Below are 20,020 nucleotides of genomic sequence, written 5' to 3'. Positions count from 1 at the left end.
CGCGCTCAGTCCTGCAGCGGCAACACGCCGAGTTTGACGGTGTTGTCTTCCGGGTCGTTGCTGAGGACGAAGCCGAGCTTCTGCACGAACTTGAGCATGCGCTCGTTGCTCGAGAGGAACACGCCGTTCATGTAGGCGATGCCGCGGCTGCGCGCGGTCTCGATCAGCACGCCCATGAGCTTGCGCGCCAGCCCGCGGTGCTGCCAGTCGTCCGCCACCACCACGGCGAACTCGCATGACTCGCCGTCCGGGTTCACCGCGTAGCGGCACACGCCGATTTCCTTCTCCTTGCCGTCGACCTCGAGCGTGGCGAGGAACGCCATCTCCCGGTCGTAGTCGATCTGCGTCAGGCGCGCGACCATGGCCGGCGGCAGTTCGCGCATCGTGTTCATGAAGCGGTAGTACTTGGTCTCCGGCGACAGACCACGCACGAACTCGATCTCGAGTTCGGCATCCTCCGGCTTGATCGGGCGGATGGTCACCACCGTTCCGTCGGGCACGATCCAGGTCTGGGTCAGGTGCGAGGGGTAAGGATGGATCGCCATGTGGTCGTAGCGATCGGCCGTCGGCGACACGTTGTCGACAACGATGCTCGCGTCGACCGCCACCGCGCCGTTCTCGTCGACGATCAGCGGGTTGATCTCGAGCCCGGTGATCCACGGCAGCTCGCAGGCCATCTCGGACACGCGCAGCAGGACCAGCTCCAGCGCATTCATGTCCACCGCGGGCAGGTTGCGGAATTCGCCCAGGCGGGTGGCGATCCGCGTCGAACGGATCATGTCCTTGACCAGGAAGCTGTTGAGCGGCGGCAGGGCGACGGCGATGTCGCGGTTGTCCGCGACCTGGTTGCCGCCTTCGCCGAAGGTGATGACCGGGCCGAACACCGGATCGCGCTTGACGCCGACCACCAGCTCGCGGCCATTGCGCTTCTGGATCATGGGCTCGATGGCGATGCCGTTGATCACCGCGTCGGGCTGCACGCGCTTCACCTCGTCCAGGATCTCCTGGTAGGTCGAACGCACCGCGGCCAGGCTGCGGATGTTGAGGCGCACGCCGCCGACATCGGACTTGTGCTCGATGTTGGGCGAGTCGATCTTCATCACCACCGGCAGGCCGATCTCGGCGGACAGCACCATGGCTTCGGCGGCCGATCGCGCGACCACGGTCTGCGCGATGGGAATGCGGAAGGCCGCCAGCAGCGCCTTCGATTCCATCTCGTTGAGCTTCTTGCGGCGCTCCGACAAGGCCATCTCGATCACCAGCCGCGCGCTTTCGATCGAAGGCGGCGAAAGGTGGGACAGCGAGGAGGGGGTCTGCATCAGAAGCTTCTGGTTCTGGTAGTAGGCCGAGATGTGGCTGAAGAGCTCGACCGCCGGCTCGGGTGTGCGGAAATGCGGAATGCCCGCGGCGCTGAACTTGTGGCGCGACTCGGTGACGAGCTCCTCGCCCATCCAGCAGGCCACGACCGGCTTGTCGGCGGTCTTCTCGAGCTCGATGACGGCATCGGCGACGGCGCTGGGGTTGGTCATGCCCTGCGGGGTCAACATGACCAGCACGCCGTCCACGTTCGGGCCTTCGAGCACGGCCTTCAGTGCCTTGCCATAGCGTTCCGAGTCGGCGTCGCCGAGGATGTCGACCGGATTGCCGCGCGACCAGTTGACCGGCAGCGCGGCGTTGAGCTTCTCCATCGTGCCTTCGGAGAAATCGGCCAATGGAATTCCGATGTCGGACGCGCGATCGGCAGCCATCACGCCGGGGCCACCACCATTGGTGATGATCGCGAGGCGGTTGCCGCGCGGACGGAAGTGCGAGAACAGCGCATTCGCGGCGGCGAAGAGCTGGCCGATGTTGTACAGGCGGATGACGCCTGCGCGGCGCAGCGCGGCGTCGAACACGGCATCGTCACCGATCGGCGCGGCCGAATGCGAGAGGATCGCCTTCGAGGCCTCCGGGTGGCGGCCGGCCTTGATCAGCAGCACGGGCTTGACCCGCGCGGCGCCCCGCAGCGCGCTCATGAAACGGCGGGCGTCGCGGATGCCTTCGACGTAGAGGAAGATGCTCTCGGTGCGCGGGTCCGAGATCATGTACTCGAGCACCTCGCCGAAGTCGATATCGGAGGACGAGCCCAGCGACACCACCGCGGAGAAGCCGACGTTGTTGGGCTTGGCCCAGTCGAGAATGGCGGCGCACAGCGCGCCCGACTGCGAGATCAGGCCGATGCTGCCCTTGAGCGCCGTGGCATGGGCAAAGGTGGCGTTCAGGCCGAGTTGCGGGCGCATGATGCCCAGGCAGTTCGGACCGAGCAGCCGGATGCGGTGACGATGCGCGGCGTCGATCACCTGGCGCTCGAGCAGGGCGCCGCGCGGGCCGGCCTCGGAGAATCCGGCCGACAACAGGATGGCGGCCTTCACGCCCGCCCGGCCGCAGCTGTCCATGATGGCCGGCGCCTTTTCGGCACGGACGGCGATCACCACCAGGTCGAGGCGCTGCGGGACGTCCTCGACCGACTTGTAGCAGGCGACGCCGTGAACCGATTCATGCTTGGGGTTGATGGCGAACAGCTTGCCCTTGAAGCCCGCGTTGAGCATGTTGCGCATGAGCACGTCGCCCAGCGAGCTCTCGCGTTCGCTGGCACCGATGATCCCGACCGAGCGCGGCTCAAGGAGCGGAGTGAGATAGTGCTTGTCTTTCATGGCGGCAACCCGAATGAGTAGATGATCTGGTCTTGCGACGATCTCGCCTGCGGAGGCCAGAACTTATCCGCAGATTATACTGCAGTGCACAATAACGTAGGCGGCTCGGCACATCGGTGTTTCCCCTAGTGCGCACCGCTTGCTCGAACAGGGTAGCGCCCATGATCAATTCCCGAGCGAGAAAAGGAAGCGGGCGCCGTCCCCGGGCCTGGACTCGGCGCGGATGGTGCCCTCATGGCGCTGCACGATGCGCTGCACGGTGGCCAGCCCGATGCCCGTACCCGGGAAGTCCTCGGGCGCGTGGAGCCGGTGGAAGGGGCGGAACAGGTTGCCAGCGTGCTCCATGTCGAAGCCGGCGCCGTTGTCCTCGACGCAGAACACCCGCCGCCCGGCGGTGCGTTCAGCCCTAAACACGATGCGTGCCTTTGGCTGCCGCGCGGTGAATTTCCATGCGTTGCGCAGTAGGTTCTCCAGCATCACGTGCATCAGGCCACGGTCAGCGGTGACGACGAGTCCCTGCGTGATCTCGAACTCGACTTTCCGCTCGGGCTCCTCCGCCGTCAGCTGATCGATGATCTGGCGCGCCAACTCGGACAGATCGAAGGTTTCCTTCCGCAGTGGCTGGCGCGTCAGGGTCGCCAGCTGGATCAGGGCGTCGATGAGTTCGGCCATACGCTCGGTGGCCTTGCGAATGCGCTCAAGATACGTGCGCACGTTCGGTTCGATGCGGCCTTCGAGTTCCTGTTCGACGATGCGGGCGAAGCCGTCGATGGCCCGCAGCGGGCTGCGCAGGTCGTGCGACACCGAGTAGGAGAACGCCTCGAGCTCCCGGTTGGAGGCTTCGAGTTCGGCGGTACGCAGGCGTACGCGCGCTTCGAGCTCCTGATTGAGGTTGCGCAGGGTCAGCTCGGCCACCTTGCGTACCGAAATGTCGTCGATCGTTCCCGCTAGCCCCGCCGCCGCGCCATCGGCCCCGCCGACGGCGCGGCAGGTCACCTCGACCCAGCGGATCTCGCCACCGCGCGTACGCAATCTGAACTCGAACTCCGCGTCGTTGCTGAACCCATGCAGCACATCGTGCAGGAGCTGGCCGGCGCGCTCGCGCTCGTCCGGATGGAAGTAGTCGATCAGGGGCTTGCCGAGGCAGCGCTGGACGGCATAGCCGCTGAGCTTGCCCCAGGCCTGGTTGAGGAAGATGAGATGCAGGGTGTCGTCGGTACGGAAGATGACTTCCCGCACCGATTCCACCATGTCGATGTCCGGCTGGTTGTCGCCGTGGGTCAGCACCCGGACTGCCGGCCGCTCGGACCGGGGCGCCTTGCGCTCCGCGCGTGATTCGCCCGCGACTCTGGTGGCTTCCGGAGCGACTGTCGCGCCGTCGGTCGGACCTGTCCGGCCCTGCGCCCTGAATCTGCGCCCGAGAAGAAAACCGCCGACGATGCCGGCGAGCAGGGCAAGGGGAACCGACCACACGGCGAGGGCGTTCGTACCCGTACTCGCCATCGCGGCCTGCGGGATAAGAAGCAGGAATGCCGCCGCGCCCCGTCGGCACCAGCCGTACGCGAGTGCGGCAGGCGTTGGATTCGCTGTCACGCGCAGCTCGAGGTCCTTTCGCAATGGAGGCGATAGGGGCTTCCATTGGCTTGTTGCGGTTGGGCAATCTATAGCACAGTTCGCAACATCGCGGCGTTCCGGCGTGTGAGCTGCGGGCCCGTTAGAATGCAGCCTGCACAATACGCGCGCCGCCGACAGGCGGCCGCCGACTATCGGACCCATCCATGCATGAACAGCTTCATCCCTCCGCCGTGACCCCCTCCGCCTGGGTGACCCGTTTCGCACCCCTCATCGCCGCGGGTGGCGAAGTGCTCGACTTTGCCTGCGGCAGCGGGCGGCATGCGCGCTGGCTGGCGCAGCGGGGTTATCGGGTGGAGGCGGTCGACCGCGACGGCATCGCCCTGCAGTTGCTGCACGGACTGCCCAAGGTCCATACGCTCGAGGCCGATCTCGAAGCGGGCGCCTGGCCCTATGGCGGGCGCAGCTTCGACGGCCTGGTGGTGACCAACTACCTGTTCCGCCCGCGCTTCGAGCCCTTGCTGGACCTGCTCCGGCCAGGCGGCGTGCTCATCTACGAGACCTTCATGCTGGGCAACGAGCGCTTCGGCAAGCCCAGCAATCCCGAATTCTTGCTGCGCCCGAACGAGTTGCTGCAACGCCTCGCGGGCAACTGGACCATCGCGGCCTTCGAGCAGGGCGAGGTGCAGCAGCCACGCCCCGCCGTCATCCAGCGCATCTGCGCCGTGCGCGGCCAGCCCGGAACGCTGATGCTGCCCTAGGTCGAGAGGATGCGCCGGGCCAGGTCCTGGATGCCGGCGTCGCTGAGGTCGTCGCACGACAGCCGGGGCGCAGTGGCAAAGCCCGCGTAGTTGCCGTTCTGCGAGCGCCGGTAGAGCGGGTCGTAGTGCAGGTCGATCAACTCGCCGAACAGGGTGCTGAGGTCGCGCTGCGCGGCCAGTTCGTGCCAGCGCGCAATCGTCTCGCGGCTTTGCAGGTCGGCCAGGCGGGCGATATTGGCCTGGAGAAGGGCGACGTCGTCGCCCAGGTAGCCGTAGTCCCGCACGAGGAAGCTCAGTCGCGCATCCCGTGTTGCGTCGATGGCGATGCAGGCGGAGCGTCGCATTGCGAGGATCAGCGGTTCCGGTACGAAGACAACGCCGATCTTTCGGCTCTCGGCCTCGACATAGACCGGCCGTGCCGGATCGAGAGCCTGCAGTCGCGTGCACAGCGTCGTTTCGAAGCGCTTCTGGGTGGGCTGAGGCCGGTCGGGGAGGGCGCCGAGCACCGAACCCTTGTGGGCAGCCAGATCCTCGAGGTCCAGGGTTTGCGCGCCGGCCCGCGCCAGCGCCTCGAGTATCCGCGTCTTGGCGCTGCCGGTCGGCCCGCACACCACCTGCCAGTGCAGCGCCGGTGCGATGCGTGCGATGTCGTCGATGACATGGTGGCGGAAGCTCTTGTAGCCGCCCTGCAACTGGTGCGCATCCCAGCCCACCATCCGCAGCCAGGTGGCGAACGAGCCGCTGCGCTGCCCGCCGCGCCAGCAGTAGATCAGCGGACGCCAGCTCTTCGGCTTGTCCTTCAGGTAGGTCTGCAGGTGGCGCGCGATGTTCTCGGCGACCAGCGCCCCGCCCAGCCGGCGGGCCTCGAAGGCGGACTGCTGCTTGTACATGGTGCCGACCACGATGCGTTGCTCGTTGTCGAGCACGGGGAGATTCACCGCGCCGGGGATGTGGTCCTCGGCGAATTCGGCCGGGGTGCGGGCGTCGATGATCTCGTCAAACCCGGACAGCTGTGCTACGGTCGCGACGCCTTTCTGCATGATGTTTGCGGGCGCGCTGCCGCGCCATCGCCACTCCTTTCCCGAACATGAACGAAATCAAACTGACGCAATTCTCCCACGGCGGCGGATGCGGCTGCAAAATCGCCCCGGGCGTGCTGTCCAAACTCCTGGCCAGCATGCCTGCCGGCATCGTGCCGCCCGACCTGCTGGTTGGCACCGACACCGCCGACGACGCCGCGGTGTATCGCCTGAACGATCGCCAGGCGATCGTCGCGACCACCGACTTCTTTACCCCGATCGTCGACAACCCGCACGACTTCGGCCGCATCGCCGCCACCAATGCGCTGTCGGACGTGTACGCGATGGGCGCCACGCCGATCTTCGCCCTGGCGGTGGTCGGCATGCCGCTCGACAAACTGCCCCCCGAGGTGATCGGCGAGATCCTCAAGGGCGGGGGCGACGTGTGCCGCGACGCAGGCATCCCGATCGCCGGCGGGCATTCGATCGACGTGCTGGAGCCGATCTACGGGCTGGTCGGCCTGGGCGTCGTCGATCCGGCCAAGGTCAAGACCAATGCGGGCGCGCGGGACGGCGATGTGCTGGTGCTGAGCAAGCCGCTCGGGATCGGTATCCTGTCCGCGGGCCTCAAGAAAGGTCTGCTGTCGGCTGACGGCTACGCACAGATGATCCGCTGGACGACGACGCTGAACCGGGCAGGCGCGCTGCTGGCGGACATCGACGGCGTGCATGCGGTCACCGACGTGACCGGCTTCGGCCTCGCCGGCCATCTGCTCGAGATGTGTCGCGGCAGCGGGCTGGGCGCCGAAGTGGATTTCAATGCGCTGCCCGTCATCGAGGAGGCTGCTGCCCTCGTGCGCGAGGGCATTGCGACTGGTGCCTCGACGCGTAACTGGGCGAGCTACGGCAGCGATGTCGTGTTGCCGGCGGACGCGCCCGAATGGCAGCGCAAGCTGATGACCGACCCCCAGACCTCGGGTGGCCTGCTGATCGCGTGCGCGCCGGAGGCGCTGGAAGCGGTTCAGGCAGCGATCCTGACCACCCAGGGCGCGCCGGGCAAGGTCATCGGCCGCATGCAGGCCGGGTCGCCGGTACTGACGGTGGCCTGAGGCCTGCCGTCATTTTCGTCCGAGCAAGGGCTGGAGTCCTTGCCAGACCGTGTCGAGTACGCGCGGCTGGGCTTCCGCCGTCGGGTGGATGCCATCGGACAGGAAGAGTTCTGGCTGGTCGGCAAAGCCGTCGAGCAGGAAGGGAACGAGTGGCACCTCGCGTGCCTGCGCGACGTCGGTGAAGGTCTGGGCAAAGCGGCGCGTGTAGGCTGCACCGTAATTGGGCGGCATCTGCATGCCGACGAGCAGGACCTGCGAGCCGGCAGCGCGCGCTGCATCGATCATCGCAGTGAGGTTCTCCGCCATGAGTTGTGGACGAAGCCCGCGCAGGCCGTCGTTGGCACCGAGTTCGAGGATGACGATGGACGGCTTGTGCTGCTCCAGCGCCGCAGGCAGGCGGGACCGGCCGCCGGCCGAGGTTTCGCCCGAGACACTGGCGTTGACGACGGTGTGACGGAACCCTTCGTCCGTCAGGCGCGTCTGCAACAGGGTGGGCCAGGCTTCGCCGGACTTCAGGCCGTAGCCGGCCGAGAGGCTGTCACCCCATACCAGGATCGTCGATGCCTGCACGGCGCCGGCAAACATGAGCATGAACAAGAAGGTAGCGATGGATCGCAGCGGCATTGAACTCTCCATTCCGGTCATCGAGGTCGAGCGCCTTTCCAAGCGCGTTCGCGTGGCCGACACGCAGGACGACCTGCACATTCTGCAGGAAGTCAGCTTTGCCGTCGGCGCGGGTGAGTCGGTGGCCATCGTTGGCGCTTCCGGCTCGGGCAAATCGACGCTGTTGGGATTGCTCGCGGGGCTGGATGTTCCCGCGACGGGCACCGTGCGCCTGCAGGGCACCGACCTGTTCCGCCTGGATGAGGATGCGCGTGCGGCCCTGCGCGGCGAGGCGATCGGCTTCGTGTTCCAGTCCTTCCAGCTGTTGCCGGCCCTGACCGCGCTCGAGAACGTCATGTTGCCGCTCGAACTGGCCGGCCTGCCCGATGCGCGCGGCGTGGCGACGCAGTGGCTGGAGCGGGTCGGCCTCGCCAGCCGGTTGCGACATTACCCCAAGCACCTGTCGGGGGGAGAACAGCAACGCGTCGCGCTGGCGCGTGCGTTCGCGCCCAATCCGCGCCTGCTGCTGGCCGACGAGCCCACCGGCAACCTCGATGCCGAAACGGGCCGTGCGGTCATCGAGCTGATGTTCAAGCTCAACCGCGAAGCCGGCACGACGCTGATCCTGGTGACACACGACGAATCGCTCGCCCGCCGTTGCGGCCGCATCCTGCGCATGAGCGCCGGCCGGCTGCGCGAGGAGGTCACCACGGAGGCGACTCCGGCGCAGGACTGAGGGGTCAGCCGAAGAGGTCGAGCACGCCGTCCAGGCCGCTGTGGTCGAGGCTGCAATCGGCCACGGCGCGCAACACCGGCTTGGGATGGAAGGCAATGCCGAAACCAGCGGCATTCATCATCGGGATGTCGTTGGCCCCGTCCCCGGCGGCGATGACCTGGTGCGGCGCAAGGCCCAGCGAATCACGGATACGCACGAGGTGCGCCGCCTTGGCCTCGCCGTCGACAATGGCGCCGATCACGCGGCCGGTGAGGTGGCCGTCGATGACTTCCAGCTCGTTCGCGAAGGCATGGTCGAAGCCCAGACGCGCCTTCAGGCGCTCAGTGAAGTATGTGAAGCCGCCGGACACCAGCACGCTGCGGATACCCGCGCGCCTGAGTCCCTGCATGAGCCGCTCGGCACCCGGATTGAGCTGCAGACGCTGGGTGTAGACATCCTCCAGCGCACGCTCGGGCAATCCGTCCAGCAGCGCGACGCGCCGAGTGAGTGACTCGCGGAAGTCGATCTCGCCCTGCATCGCCGCTTCGGTGATCGCTGCGACCTCGGCCTTCAGCCCCTGCATGTCGGCGATCTCGTCGATGCATTCGATGTTGATGAGCGTCGAATCCATGTCGGTGACGAACAGACCGAAGTCCGCCAGGCGCCGGCCTTCCGGCAACCAGGCGTGGTCGAGCCCGCCGGCGCTGCAGGTCGCAGCGAGTTCGGCGTGATCCCGTGCGCCGACGAGGCGGAAGGAGCGGGGCGTGATCTGCTGGATCTCGCTCGCCCCGGTGAGCTTTGCAACGTTCTTCAGCGCGATGCTGTCGACATCCTCGGCAAGCACCACGAGGTTCATGCAACGCGCTCCTGCGTGCCCTTCGCTTCGCGCAACACGGCCGCCGCGTTGCGGAGCATCTCCTCGGTGGTTTCCCAGCCCACGCAGGCGTCGGTGACCGAGCAGCCGTACTTCATCTGCGACAGGTCGGCGGGAATCGGCTGGTTGCCGGCGACGATGTTGCTTTCGATCATCAGCCCGACCACGGAGTCGTTCCCCTCGCGGATCTGATGGATCACGTCCTTCATCACCAGGGGCTGGTATTCCGGCTTCTTCCACGAGTTGGCGTGCGAGCAGTCGACGACGATGTTGCGCGCGAGTTTGGCCTTGGCGAGGGCCTGTTCGGCCAGCGAGATCGACACCGAGTCGTAGTTGGGCCGGCCACCGCCCCCGCGCAGGACGACATGACCGTAGGGGTTGCCGCGGGTGCGGGTGATGGCAGACTGGCCCTGGTTGTTGATGCCGAGGAAACTGTGCGGATGCGCAGCCGAGATGATGGCGTTGATGGCGACTTCAAGGTCGCCATCGGTTGCGTTCTTGAAGCCGACCGGGGTCGACAGACCGGACGACATCTCGCGATGCGTCTGCGATTCGGACGTGCGCGCGCCGATGGCGGTCCACGAGATCAGGTCGCCGTAGTACTGCGGCGCGATCGGGTCGAGTGCCTCGGTGCCGGTCGGCAGGCCGATCTCGCACACGTCGAGCAGGAACTTGCGCGCACGCTCCATGCCGACGTCGATGCGGAACGAGTCGTCCATGAAGGGATCGTTGATGAAGCCCTTCCAGCCGGTGGAGGTGCGGGGCTTCTCGAAGTAGACGCGCATCACCAGCAGCATGGTGTCCGACACTTCGTCCGCGAGTTTCTTGAGCCGGCGTGCGTAGTCCAGGCCGGCAACCGGGTCGTGGATCGAGCACGGACCGACGACGACGAAGACGCGCGGGTCCTTGCGATCGAGGATGTCCATGATGGCTTTGCGTCCCGCGACGACGGATGCGGCTGCGCGCTCGGTCATGGGGATGCGGGCCTTGATCTCCTCGGGCGAGGGCATGTGATCGAAGGCGGCGACGTTGAGGTTCTCGGTCTGGGCGAGGGGCATTCGGTACTCCGGGTGCGGCATGAAGATGGGGGCTGGGGCTGCGGATTGTAACCTGAAGCACGCTTCCGCCTGCTCGACAGGGCGCCGCCCGGCGTGCGCGACGCCTTGCTGCGCGAGCGTTTGCGCGGCGGCTACAGCCAGCGCGCCTTCCTGAAACGCCACCACAGCAGGGTGCTCGACGCGGCGATCGTCCCCAGGCCGAACAGATAGCCGTATTCCCACTCCAGCTCGGGCATGTGGTTGAAGTTCATGCCCCAGATGCCGGCGAAGGCCGTCGCCACGGCGAAGATGCCCGCCCAGGCGGCGAGGCGCTTGCTGATCTCGGTCTGGTCGATGGTGACCATCGACAGGTTCACCTGGATCGCCGTGCCGATGGTGTCGCGGATGCTGTCGAGCGACGCGTTGATGCGGGTGAGATGGTCGTAGACGTCGCGGAAGTAGTGCCGGCTCTTGGCGCAGACCTCGGGTACGCGGCCGCTGTGCAACTTGCCGGCGGCTTCCATCAGCGGCAGCACGGCATGCTTGAGCAGCGTGACCTTGCGCTTCAGGCGATACAGGCGACGGATGTTGGAACGTGCCGCGCCCTTGGTGAAGATGCGTTCCTCCAGCGTCTCGACCTCGGTCTCGAGCTTCTCGATCAAGGGGAAGTAGCGGTCCACCACCGCATCCATCAAGGCGTAGAAGACGTAGCCCGAGCCCTTCGCGAGCATCTTCGGCTCGCGCTCGCAGCGGGCGCGGACGCCGAGGAAATCCCGGTTGCTGTTGTTGCGCACCGACAGGATGTAGTTGGGCCCGACGAAGACGTGCACCTCGCCGACCTCGAGCAAACCTTCGCGCTCCTCGACCAGATGCATCACGGCGAAGAGCTCATCGTCGTACTCCTCGACCTTGGGGCGCTGGTGACCGTGGTTGGCGTCCTCGACGGCCAGCTCGTGCAGACCGAACTCCTCCTTCATCACCGCCAGTTCGCCGGGCGTCGCGTCCTTCAGCGCGACCCACACGAAGGTGTCGGGTTGCTGCAGGTAGTCGCTGATGTCCTCGACCGGCAGATCGGCAAGCTTGCGTCCATGCTGGTAGGCGGTGCAGTTGATGAGCATCCCGGTCCGCCCTCGCTCAGGCCTTCACCGCGTCGAGCAGATCCTTCACCGCCTTCACCCGGTCCTTGAGGTTGGGCAGGCTGGCGCGGCGCACCAGTTTTTCCGGGCCCGCCATCTTCGTGCTGCGGTCCTTCTGGATCAGGAAGATCACCTTCACCGGGTCGATCGGTGCGTCCTTGGCGAACTGCACGCTGATCTGCGCATCTGAGGCGTCGAGCTTCTGCACGCCGTAGTCCTTCACCAGCATGCGCAGGCGGTGGGTCTCGATCAGCGCGGCGGTCTGCGGCGGCACTTCGCCGAAGCGGTCGATGAGCTCCTCCTGCAGCGCGCGCAGATCGTCTTCGGTGTCGCAGTTCGCGAGGCGCTTGTAGAGGGTCAGGCGCTCCTGCACGTCGGGGCAGTAGTCCGTGGGAAGCAGCGCCGGGGCGTGGAGGTTGATCTCGGACACCACCTCCAGCGGTTGCGACAGGTCCGGCTCCTTGCCGGCCTGCAGATCCTTGACCGCCCGTTTCAGCATTTCGGTATAGAGGCTGAAGCCGACCTGCTGGATCTCGCCCGACTGGTTCTCGCCCAGCACCTCGCCGGCGCCGCGGATCTCGAGGTCGTGCATCGCCAGGTAGAAGCCGGAGCCGAGGTCTTCCATCATCGCGATGGCCTCGAGCCTCTTCTGCGCCTGTGCGGTGGGCTTGGCGCCCGGCATGGTCAGCAGGTAGGCGTAGGCCTGATGGTGGCTGCGGCCGACGCGACCGCGCAACTGGTGCAGCTGTGCGAGGCCGAAGCGGTCGGCGCGGTTGATGATGATGGTGTTGGCGGTCGGAATGTTGATGCCGGTCTCGATGATCGTGGTGCACAACAGCAGGTTGGCGCGCTGCTGGGTGAAGTCGCGCATCACGCGCTCGAGCTCGCGCTCGGGCAACTGGCCGTGGCCGACCACGATGCGCGCCTCGGGCAGCAGCTCCTCGAGGTCGTTACGCATGTTGTCGATGGTGTCGACCTCGTTGTGCAGGAAGTACACCTGGCCGCCGCGCTTGAACTCGCGCAGGACCGCCTCGCGGATCACGCCTCGGCTTGAAGGTTGCACGAAGGTCTTGATCGACAGGCGCTTCTGCGGCGGCGTGGCGATCACGGAGAACTCGCGCAGGCCTTCCATCGCCAGGCCCAGCGTGCGCGGGATGGGCGTGGCGGTCAGCGTGAGGATGTCGACCTCGGAGCGCAGCTGCTTGAGCGCTTCCTTCTGGCGTACGCCGAAGCGGTGTTCCTCGTCGATGATCACCAGGCCGAGGCGCTTGAACATCACGTCTTTCTGCAGCAGGCGATGGGTGCCGATGATGATGTCCACCTTGCCTTCGGACAGCAGCTGCAGCGCCTCCGCCTGTTCCTTGGCCGACTTGAAGCGCGACAGCTCGGCGATCTTGATCGGCCAGTCGGCGAAGCGGTCGGCGAACGTCTGGTAGTGCTGCTCGGCGAGCAGGGTGGTCGGGCACAGCACCACCACCTGTTTGCCGTCCGCGACCGCGATGAACGCGGCGCGCAGGGCGACCTCGGTCTTGCCGAAGCCGACGTCGCCGCACACCAGGCGGTCCATCGGCCGACCCGACTTCATGTCGCTGACCACGGCATCGATGGCCGCCTGCTGGTCGGGCGTGGTTTCGAAGCCGAATCCCTCGGCAAAGGCTTCCAGATCGTGCTGCTTGAAGTCGAAGCGATGGCCTGCGCGCGCCGCGCGCTGGGCGTAGAGGGCGAGCAACTCGGCGGCCGTGTCGCGCACCTGCATCGCGGCCTTCTTCTTGGCCTTCTCCCACTGGCCTGAGCCGAGGCGGTGCAGGTCGACCGCTTCGGGATCGGCGCCGGCGTAGCGGGTGATCACGTGCAGCTGCGACACCGGCACGTAGAGCTTGTCGCCGCCGTTGTACTCCAGGTGCAGGAACTCGGTATCGCCCTCGCCGAGGTTCATGTGGATGAGGCCCAGGTAGCGGCCGATGCCATGCGACACATGCACCACCGGATCGCCGACCTTCAACTCCGACAGGTCGCGCAGCCAGCCTTCCATGGTGGCTGCCTTGCGCGCGTCGCGGCGGGCACGGGTGCGGGCGGTGGCGGCGTAGAGCTCGGTCTCGGTGAAGACCGCGAGCTTCGCCGCGGGCAGCACGAAGCCGCGCGCGAGCGGGGCGACGCCAAGCGCGAGGCGTGCATCGGAATCCATGAAGGCGCCGAAGTCGGCGCTGGCCTCGGGCTTGAGCCCATACTCGGCGAAGAACTCGGCCATGGTCTCGCGTCGGCCGGGCGAGTCCGACAGCAGCAGCACGCGGCCGTCAAAGGCGTCGAGGAAAACCTTCAGCTTGTGCAGCGGGTCAGTCGCCTTGCGCTCGACGGCGACGTCAGGCGGCGGCAAGGCGAGCGCATCGGTCGCAGCGGCATTGGCTTCGGCACCAAGCGCCAGACGCGGGAAGCTCTTCAACGCAATGAAGAAGGCCTCGTCGGTCAGGAAAAGCTGTTCGGGCGGCAGCACCGGTCGCGTACGGTCGCCCTTCAACAGATCATGGCGGGAGCGTGTGTCCTTCCAGAACTCCGCGATCGCAGCCGGCACGTCGCGGTGCAGCAGCACTGCCGTGTCGGCCGGCAGGTAATCGAGCAGGGTGGCGGTGTCGTCGAAGAACAGCGGCAGGTAGTACTCGATGCCGGCCGGGGCGATGCCGTTGGAGACGTCCTTGTAGATCGCCGCACGCGTCGGATCGCCCTCGAAGGTCTCGCGGAAGCGGCTGCGGAAGCGCGTGCGCCCCTTGTCGTCGAGCGGGAACTCGCGCGCCGGCAGCAAACGGATTTCCTTGGTCGGATAGACCGAGCGCTGGGTGTCGGGGTCGAAGGTCTTGATGCTCTCGACCTCGTCATCGAAGAGGTCGATACGGAAGGGTAGCGGCGAGCCCATCGGGAACAGGTCGACCAGGCCGCCGCGCACCGAGAATTCGCCCGGGCTCACCACCTGGGTGACGTGCGCATAGCCCGCCAGCGCCATCTGCGCCTTGAACTGCTCGACGTCGAGCTTCTCGCCCTGCTTGAGGAAGAAGGTGTAGGCGGCGAGATAAGAGGGCGGCGCCATGCGGTACAGCGCGGTGGACGCAGGCACCAGCAGCACGTCCGTCTCGCCGCGGGTGATGGCGTACAGCGAGGATAGACGCTCGGAGATCAGATCCTGATGCGGCGAGAAGTTGTCGTAGGGCAGGGTCTCCCAGTCCGGTAGCAGGTGGACCCGCAGTCCGGGCGAGGCCCAGCCGATCTCTTCCTGCAGGCGCTGCGCATCCAGCGGATTGGCCGTGATCACGAGCAGCATGCGGCCACGGCTGGCAAGCTGGGCGACGGCGAGCGCATCGGCGGACCCTGCGAGGGGCGGCAGCTCGAGCCGCGCGCCGGGTTTGGGCAGGGTGCTGGTGGCGAGTTTTGCGAGCAGGGAATCGAGGGGATTGGGCATGGGGCGTGACGGAAGGCTCGGCAACAATCCGGCGGTCGTGGCCGGCATGCGCGTTCGGAAACGACAATTATAAGGAAGCCGGCGTGTCGTGGCGGGCGATGCTGCGCAGGGAGGTTACGACGGGTCAGCGACGGCGACAGTTCCCTACGTTGACGTTAACGGCATGCAAAAGCATCATCGCCCTCGACGCGAAAGTCGATCACCCATCCTCCCAACAACGAACACCGCGAGACGATGACTCGAAATTTCCCAAGACTCGACATCCAGGACCACTGGTTCGAGTCGGGCAGCGGGCGCCTGTATGTGCGTGCCTGGTCACCCGAGTCGGCCGTGTCGGACACGCCGATCATCCTGCTGCATGACTCGCTCGGCAGCGTCGAACTCTGGCGCGACTTTCCCGCCGCCTTGTGTGCCGAGACCGGACGCCAGGTCCTTGCCTACGATCGCCTCGGTTTCGGGCGGTCCGATGCCCACCCCGGAAAGCTGCCACTCGACTTCGTCGCGCGCGAAGCGGAAGCGGGCTTCGACGCCGTTCGCCGGCAGCTGGGCCTTGGCCGCTTCGTCGCCTTCGGCCATAGCGTCGGGGGCGGCATGGCCGTGCATTGCGCGGCACGTTTCGCCACAGACTGTGCCGCGCTGATCACCGAGTCGGCCCAGGCTTTCGTCGAGGACCGGACCCTTGCGGGTATCGAGACGGCGCGCGAGCTGTTCACCGACCCGGCCCAGGTCGAAAGGCTCGCCCGCTACCACGGCGACAAGGCGGCCTGGGTGCTCGACGCCTGGATCGGCTCCTGGCTCAGTCCCGAGTTCGCAACGTGGTCGCTGGATGCGGTGCTGCCGCAGGTGCATTGTCCCGTGCTCGCGCTGCATGGCGCCGACGACGAGTACGGCAGTCCCGCGCACCCGGAGCGGATCGGCCGGCTCGTGAGCGGTCCTGCCCGAGTCGAGGTGATGGCGGCGACACGACACGTACCACATCGGGAAAGACCGGCAGACGTGCTCCAACGCGTCGCCGCCTTCCTGCGCGACATCCCCTGACCGGCGCATCGCGACCGACGCATTGTGATCGGCGAAGCGTCCCCACAACCCAGACAAGAGATCTTGAGCATGACGAACGCCTTCCAGCCCGCAGTCGACGAAGTGATCCAGAGCCGGTACTCGTGCCGCGCCTTCCTGCCGCGCCCCGTGCCGCGCACAACCATCGAGGAGATCCTTGCCGTCGCCTCGCGCGCGCCCTCGGGCACCAACATTCAGCCGTGGAGGGCCTGGGTGCTGACCGGCGAAACCAAGGCGGCCCTGAGCGAACGCCTGCTGGCCGCCTTCGACGACCCCGAGGAAGCGGCAACGCACGCCGACCCCTACCAGTACTACCCCAAGCAATGGATCTCGCCGTATATCGACCGCCGTCGCAAGGTCGGCCTGCAGCTCTACGGCCTGCTCGGCATCCAGAAAGGCGACGCCAAGCGCATGCACGAGCAGTTCGCGCGCAACTACAAGTTCTTCGATGCGCCGGTCGGGCTGATCTTCACGGTCGATCGGGTCATGGAGCAGGGCTCCTGGCTCGACTACGGCATGTTCCTGCAGAACGTCATGCTGGCAGCGAAGGCGCGCGGACTGGATACCTGCCCGCAGGCCGCGTTGATCCAGTTCCACCGCATCATCCGCCAGACGCTGGAGATCCCGGACAACGAAACGCTGATCTGCGGCATGTCCCTGGGTTACGCCGATCCGGACGCGCCGGAGAACACGCTCCGGACCGAGCGCGCACCGCTTTCGGAGTGGGTCTCCTTTCGCGACTGAAGCTGCCGCTTGGCGCGCGGCGGCAACGCCCGGTCGCCGCCGCGCGCGCCTGGCCCTCAGGCCTGCGCCGTGCCCTCTGGCTGGGGGAAGTGCTGCCGCAACCAGGCGCAGGCTGCCCGTGCGGCCAGCAGGTCTTTGTCGTGCTCGCTGTCGGTCGGTGGCAGCGCCAGCCAATGATGATCCCCCTTCAGCAGGGGATAGGCCCGGGTGAGGATGGTGGCCTCGGGCGTGCCGGGCGTCACGATGAAACGGATTGGCGTGCGTACGGCGCGCAGGGGCTCGGCGCCAGCCAGATCGGCGCGCCCGCCGAGGAACGCGATCGAACGAAAGGACTCCGGCGACCGTACCGCGGCGCGAACCGCCGCGGCACAGCCCGTGCCGGTTGCAACCACCGCGAGTGGCAGGCCGACGAGCGGCGGCTGATGCGAAGCCCACTCGATGGCAGCGAGGACGCGGTCGGTGAGGCGAGGGATGTTGAACGGGGCGTCCGGATCGCGCAGCGCCTCCTGACGGGTCAGCAGATCGACCGTCATCGTCGCGAAGCCGGCTGCCTGCAGCGTCAGTTCAAGCGGCCGGTGCGACTGATCGAGCGGAGGGTGTCCCGACGAGTTCAGGCACATGGCAAGCCCGCGGACGTCAGGTGCATGGGCGAGGACGCCGTCCAGCCAAACGCCGTGCGCAGGAATGCTGAGATCGATGTGCCGGAGTTTCACGAAGTCTTCCTGCCCTGCAGGGGCTGGCGATGAATGGCGACGGGGATGCGGCGTGCGCCAAATGCATCCCCAGCGGCGGCGCCGACCGGGCCATAGCGCCCGGCCAGCTTGGTGCCGCAATCGGGACAGGCGCCCTGGGCGTCCACCGTGTAGCTGCGGATCTCGTACCAGTCGTGCACGATGAGCGGACGTCCGCAGCCGGTGCAATGCGTGGTGTCACCTTCGACATCATGCACATTGCCGGTGTAGACATGCTTCAGGCCGGCATCCAGCGCGATGCGGCGTGCCCGCGTCAGGGTTGCTGGCGGGGTCGGGGGAACGTCGGTCATCTTGAAGTCGGGATGGAAGGCGCTGAAGTGCAAGGGCACCTCCGCGCCAAGTTCGTCATGTACCCATTTCGACAAAGCCTGCAACTCGGCATCCGAGTCGTTCTGGCCCGGGATCAGCAGGGTGGTCAGCTCGACCCACACATCCGTTTCGTGTTGCAGCCAGACCAGTGTGTCGAGCACCGGCTGCAGATGCGCACCGCACAGCCGGACGTAGAAATCGTCGGTGAAGCCTTTCAGGTCGACATTGGCCGCATCCATGCGGCTGAAGAAGTCGCGCCGCGCCAACTCGGTGATGTAGCCCGCGGTGACCGCGACCGTCTGGAGGCCGTGGGCATGGCAGGCGTCGGCGACGTCCATCGCGTACTCGGCGAAGATGACCGGGTCGTTGTAGGTAAAGGCGACGCTGTGGCAGCCCCAGTGCCTGGCGGTGGCGACGATCTCGTCGGGCGATGCGGCATCCATCAGGCTGTCCATGTCGCGCGACTTGGAGATGTCCCAGTTCTGGCAGAACTTGCACGCGAGGTTGCAGCCTGCCGTGCCAAAGGAGAGAACCTTGCTGCCCGGGTAGAAGTGGTTCAGCGGCTTCTTCTCGATCGGGTCGATGCAGAAGCCCGAGCTGCGACCATAGGTCGTCAGCACGATGCCATCCCCCTCGCGCATGCGTACGAAGCACGCGCCGCGCTGGTCCTCGTGCAGCTTGCAGTAACGCGGGCAGAGGTCGCACTGGATGCGGCCGTCGTCGAGACGGTGCCAGTACCGGCCGGGATGATTCTGGCCGCTGGCCGGGCTTGCGTTCATGAGGCCTCCGCGCGGGATTCATGCCACTTTCTGACGTTGTAGCGCGCGGCCATCAGGCCGTCCACCGGACGTTCGACCGGCATGCCGGCCTTGCGCTTGAGCGCGGCGAGAAACATCTCGGGCTGCGGCAGTTGCGACCACACCTGCGGCAGGAAAGTGGCGCTGCGACAGCCCGCGAACAGGATCAGACCGTCCTCGAAAGGGCGCAACTGGCGCAGCAGCTCGGCTTCGTCCGCGAAGTCGATGAATTCCGGCTCGCTGAGCAGCGACACCTCGACCTCGACTTGCGCGAACTCGTCGGCGTCGAGCGGGGGAAAGCGCGGATCCTGGCTGGCGGCCGCAATGGCATTCGCGATGACGTCGGCCCCCAGCGCGCGGGTGCGCCGCAGGCTGCCGATGCAGCCGCGCAACTCGCCCTCCAGCATCAAGGTGACGAAGGTCGCGCCGCGCTCGCCAAGCCGCGGATCGGCGCCGGGCTCGGGCGCGGGACCCAGCCCGAGGTGATGCGCGATCGCGGCGCGTGCGAGACGGAGCAGCTCGGGGCCGAGGTCAGTGGCGGGCATGGGCGTCGGGCTCCGGTTCGCAGAAGGCGATGCTGACGTAGCCGACCACGCGCGTGCGGTCGCCCGCGGTGTCGCCGGAATTGCGCAGATCGAGCAGGTGAGGCTGCAGATGCTGGCGTCGGGCGGCGAGCAGCAAGCCGTTGAGCGGCGTTGCCCCGCAAGCCTGTTCGTGGTTGAGCCCCGCGCGCAGGGCGATGACCTGATCGGCGGTCGAGCGGTCGATCCATTGCGCCTGGCGGTAAGACAGGTAATGCGAAAGGTCCGAGCTGATCACGATCAGCGTTTCCGGGCCGCCCCACAGGGCCTCGATGAGCTCGGCCACGCTCTCGTCGTCGGCGTCGCCGACCAGCAGCGGGACGAGCGTGAACCTGTCGAGCACCATCTGCAGGAAGGGCAGCTGCACTTCAAGGCAGTGCTCGAGCGCGTGGGGCGAATCGTCCACCCGCACATCGTCGCGCGCCTGCAGGGCCAGCCAGTCGGCACGGCTCAGGGGAACCTCTCCGAGCGGGGTCATGAAGGCCTGTGCCGCGGGCAGCGAAAACCCGCGCACCGCCACGCGATGCGTCGGCCCGAGCATCACGACGCGGCGAATCTGCCCGCGCAGCGGCGCAAGGGCGCGATATGCACTCGCGGCGACCGGCCCCGAGTACATGTAACCCGCGTGCGGCACGACGATCGCCTTGGGCGGGGCCACCTGCTCGAGCGGAACGGCGGACGCAAGCATTTCGGCAAGCTGGATGCGCAGCACGCGCTCATCAGCCGGATAGAACTGGCCGGCGACGGCCGCCGGTCGGACGGAAGCATTGGCCATGCTGGTTTCCCTGGCGTTCGCAAACGGAACTCCGTTTGA

General features: G+C 66.9%; 17 protein-coding genes. 5 read left to right on the top strand and 12 right to left on the bottom strand.

Annotated elements, in window-relative coordinates; genetic code table 11:
- Positions 1–5 precede the first annotated feature (5 nt).
- Both C664_RS00970 and C664_RS00965 read right to left on the bottom strand, forming a co-directional pair.
- Complete coding sequence (locus C664_RS00970; protein ID WP_004251532.1) at positions 6–2,693, bottom strand: bifunctional acetate--CoA ligase family protein/GNAT family N-acetyltransferase; 2,688 nt, start codon at positions 2,691–2,693, stop codon at positions 6–8.
- A gap of 165 nt (positions 2,694–2,858) precedes the next feature.
- Positions 2,859–4,196, bottom strand: coding sequence for a sensor histidine kinase (locus C664_RS00965; protein ID WP_232435043.1), 1,338 nt, complete (start codon positions 4,194–4,196; stop codon positions 2,859–2,861).
- A gap of 275 nt (positions 4,197–4,471) precedes the next feature.
- Here C664_RS00965 and C664_RS00960 point away from each other — a divergent pair, with 275 nt between their 5' ends.
- Positions 4,472–5,026 (top strand): class I SAM-dependent methyltransferase, encoded by a 555-nt coding sequence (locus C664_RS00960; protein WP_004251529.1) that lies wholly within the window; start codon positions 4,472–4,474, stop codon positions 5,024–5,026.
- Here C664_RS00960 and mnmH read toward each other — a convergent pair.
- The gene (gene mnmH / locus C664_RS00955; protein ID WP_004251527.1) at positions 5,023–6,066 is read right to left on the bottom strand and encodes a tRNA 2-selenouridine(34) synthase MnmH; all 1,044 of its coding nucleotides are present in this window, start codon (positions 6,064–6,066) and stop codon (positions 5,023–5,025) included. The genes C664_RS00960 and mnmH overlap by 4 nt on opposite strands.
- Positions 6,067–6,113: 47 nt before the next feature.
- On the opposite strand from mnmH, the gene selD reads away from it, so the two are divergent.
- Entirely contained in the window at positions 6,114–7,154 is a 1,041-nt protein-coding gene (gene selD, locus C664_RS00950) for a selenide, water dikinase SelD (protein WP_004251524.1), read from the top strand.
- A gap of 9 nt (positions 7,155–7,163) precedes the next feature.
- Here selD and C664_RS00945 read toward each other — a convergent pair whose 3' ends face one another.
- Positions 7,164–7,778, bottom strand: coding sequence for an arylesterase (locus C664_RS00945; protein ID WP_038010598.1), 615 nt, complete (start codon positions 7,776–7,778; stop codon positions 7,164–7,166).
- Here C664_RS00945 and C664_RS00940 point away from each other — a divergent pair.
- The gene (locus C664_RS00940; RefSeq protein ID WP_051019092.1) at positions 7,762–8,493 is read left to right on the top strand and encodes an ABC transporter ATP-binding protein; all 732 of its coding nucleotides are present in this window, start codon (positions 7,762–7,764) and stop codon (positions 8,491–8,493) included. The genes C664_RS00945 and C664_RS00940 overlap by 17 nt on opposite strands.
- A gap of 4 nt (positions 8,494–8,497) precedes the next feature.
- Here C664_RS00940 and serB read toward each other — a convergent pair whose 3' ends face one another.
- The 4 genes from serB to mfd form a co-directional block, all read right to left on the bottom strand.
- Positions 8,498–9,328: a phosphoserine phosphatase SerB gene (gene serB, locus C664_RS00935; protein ID WP_004251517.1), complete on the bottom strand. Its 831-nt coding sequence runs from the start codon at positions 9,326–9,328 to the stop codon at positions 8,498–8,500.
- Entirely contained in the window at positions 9,325–10,404 is a 1,080-nt protein-coding gene (locus tag C664_RS00930; RefSeq protein WP_004251514.1) for a 3-deoxy-7-phosphoheptulonate synthase, read from the bottom strand. The genes serB and C664_RS00930 overlap by 4 nt, the downstream gene beginning before the upstream one ends.
- A 131-nt stretch (positions 10,405–10,535) precedes the next feature.
- Positions 10,536–11,501: a magnesium/cobalt transporter CorA gene (gene corA / locus C664_RS00925; protein ID WP_004251512.1), complete on the bottom strand. Its 966-nt coding sequence runs from the start codon at positions 11,499–11,501 to the stop codon at positions 10,536–10,538.
- Between the two features lie 16 nt (positions 11,502–11,517).
- Positions 11,518–14,967 carry a transcription-repair coupling factor gene (gene mfd, locus C664_RS00920; RefSeq protein WP_004251509.1) on the bottom strand — a complete coding sequence of 1,150 codons (3,450 nt, stop codon included), beginning with the start codon at positions 14,965–14,967 and terminating at the stop codon, positions 11,518–11,520.
- 234 nt (positions 14,968–15,201) lie between these two features.
- On the opposite strand from mfd, the gene C664_RS00915 reads away from it, so the two are divergent.
- Both C664_RS00915 and C664_RS00910 read left to right on the top strand, forming a co-directional pair.
- Positions 15,202–16,005 carry an alpha/beta fold hydrolase gene (locus tag C664_RS00915; protein ID WP_004251507.1) on the top strand — a complete coding sequence of 268 codons (804 nt, stop codon included), beginning with the start codon at positions 15,202–15,204 and terminating at the stop codon, positions 16,003–16,005.
- A 69-nt stretch (positions 16,006–16,074) separates the two neighbouring features.
- Positions 16,075–16,767 (top strand): nitroreductase, encoded by a 693-nt coding sequence (locus tag C664_RS00910; protein ID WP_004251505.1) that lies wholly within the window; start codon positions 16,075–16,077, stop codon positions 16,765–16,767.
- A 56-nt stretch (positions 16,768–16,823) separates the two neighbouring features.
- Here the strand turns inward: C664_RS00910 and C664_RS00905 are convergent, their stop codons facing one another.
- From C664_RS00905 to amrB, 4 genes are read right to left on the bottom strand one after another with little or no spacing between them, the layout of a single operon-like run.
- Positions 16,824–17,480: a hypothetical protein gene (locus C664_RS00905; RefSeq protein WP_004251503.1), complete on the bottom strand. Its 657-nt coding sequence runs from the start codon at positions 17,478–17,480 to the stop codon at positions 16,824–16,826.
- The gene (amrS, locus tag C664_RS00900; protein WP_004251501.1) at positions 17,477–18,607 is read right to left on the bottom strand and encodes an AmmeMemoRadiSam system radical SAM enzyme; all 1,131 of its coding nucleotides are present in this window, start codon (positions 18,605–18,607) and stop codon (positions 17,477–17,479) included. Before amrS ends, C664_RS00905 begins: the two co-directional genes overlap by 4 nt.
- Positions 18,604–19,170 carry an AmmeMemoRadiSam system protein A gene (gene amrA, locus C664_RS00895; protein WP_004251498.1) on the bottom strand — a complete coding sequence of 189 codons (567 nt, stop codon included), beginning with the start codon at positions 19,168–19,170 and terminating at the stop codon, positions 18,604–18,606. Before amrA ends, amrS begins: the two co-directional genes overlap by 4 nt.
- Positions 19,157–19,981: an AmmeMemoRadiSam system protein B gene (amrB, locus tag C664_RS00890; protein ID WP_004251497.1), complete on the bottom strand. Its 825-nt coding sequence runs from the start codon at positions 19,979–19,981 to the stop codon at positions 19,157–19,159. Before amrB ends, amrA begins: the two co-directional genes overlap by 14 nt.
- Positions 19,982–20,020 lie beyond the last annotated feature (39 nt).

Origin of the sequence: Thauera sp. 63 (assembly GCF_000310165.2) — a bacterium.
GTDB lineage: Bacteria > Pseudomonadota > Gammaproteobacteria > Burkholderiales > Rhodocyclaceae > Thauera > Thauera humireducens.
Note: the sequence above shows the minus strand (reverse complement) of the source record. Positions and strands in the feature narration are given on the sequence as shown.

Excerpts from the sequence above, each read along its gene's own strand:
- amrS (WP_004251501.1), bottom strand. The coding sequence starts at position 18,607 with ATGAACGCAAGCCCGGCCAGCGGCCAGAATCATCCCGGCCGGTACTGG.
- C664_RS00960 (WP_004251529.1), top strand. The coding sequence starts at position 4,472 with ATGCATGAACAGCTTCATCCCTCCGCCGTGACCCCCTCCGCCTGGGTG.
- selD (WP_004251524.1), top strand. The coding sequence starts at position 6,114 with ATGAACGAAATCAAACTGACGCAATTCTCCCACGGCGGCGGATGCGGC.
- mfd (WP_004251509.1), bottom strand. The coding sequence starts at position 14,967 with ATGCCCAATCCCCTCGATTCCCTGCTCGCAAAACTCGCCACCAGCACC.
- C664_RS00970 (WP_004251532.1), bottom strand. The coding sequence starts at position 2,693 with ATGAAAGACAAGCACTATCTCACTCCGCTCCTTGAGCCGCGCTCGGTC.
- amrB (WP_004251497.1), bottom strand. The coding sequence starts at position 19,981 with ATGGCCAATGCTTCCGTCCGACCGGCGGCCGTCGCCGGCCAGTTCTAT.
- serB (WP_004251517.1), bottom strand. The coding sequence starts at position 9,328 with ATGAACCTCGTGGTGCTTGCCGAGGATGTCGACAGCATCGCGCTGAAG.
- C664_RS00945 (WP_038010598.1), bottom strand. The coding sequence starts at position 7,778 with ATGCCGCTGCGATCCATCGCTACCTTCTTGTTCATGCTCATGTTTGCC.
- C664_RS00930 (WP_004251514.1), bottom strand. The coding sequence starts at position 10,404 with ATGCCCCTCGCCCAGACCGAGAACCTCAACGTCGCCGCCTTCGATCAC.
- mnmH (WP_004251527.1), bottom strand. The coding sequence starts at position 6,066 with ATGCAGAAAGGCGTCGCGACCGTAGCACAGCTGTCCGGGTTTGACGAG.
- C664_RS00965 (WP_232435043.1), bottom strand. The coding sequence starts at position 4,196 with ATGGCGAGTACGGGTACGAACGCCCTCGCCGTGTGGTCGGTTCCCCTT.
- C664_RS00915 (WP_004251507.1), top strand. The coding sequence starts at position 15,202 with ATGACTCGAAATTTCCCAAGACTCGACATCCAGGACCACTGGTTCGAG.
- C664_RS00910 (WP_004251505.1), top strand. The coding sequence starts at position 16,075 with ATGACGAACGCCTTCCAGCCCGCAGTCGACGAAGTGATCCAGAGCCGG.
- corA (WP_004251512.1), bottom strand. The coding sequence starts at position 11,501 with ATGCTCATCAACTGCACCGCCTACCAGCATGGACGCAAGCTTGCCGAT.
- amrA (WP_004251498.1), bottom strand. The coding sequence starts at position 19,170 with ATGCCCGCCACTGACCTCGGCCCCGAGCTGCTCCGTCTCGCACGCGCC.
- C664_RS00940 (WP_051019092.1), top strand. The coding sequence starts at position 7,762 with ATGGATCGCAGCGGCATTGAACTCTCCATTCCGGTCATCGAGGTCGAG.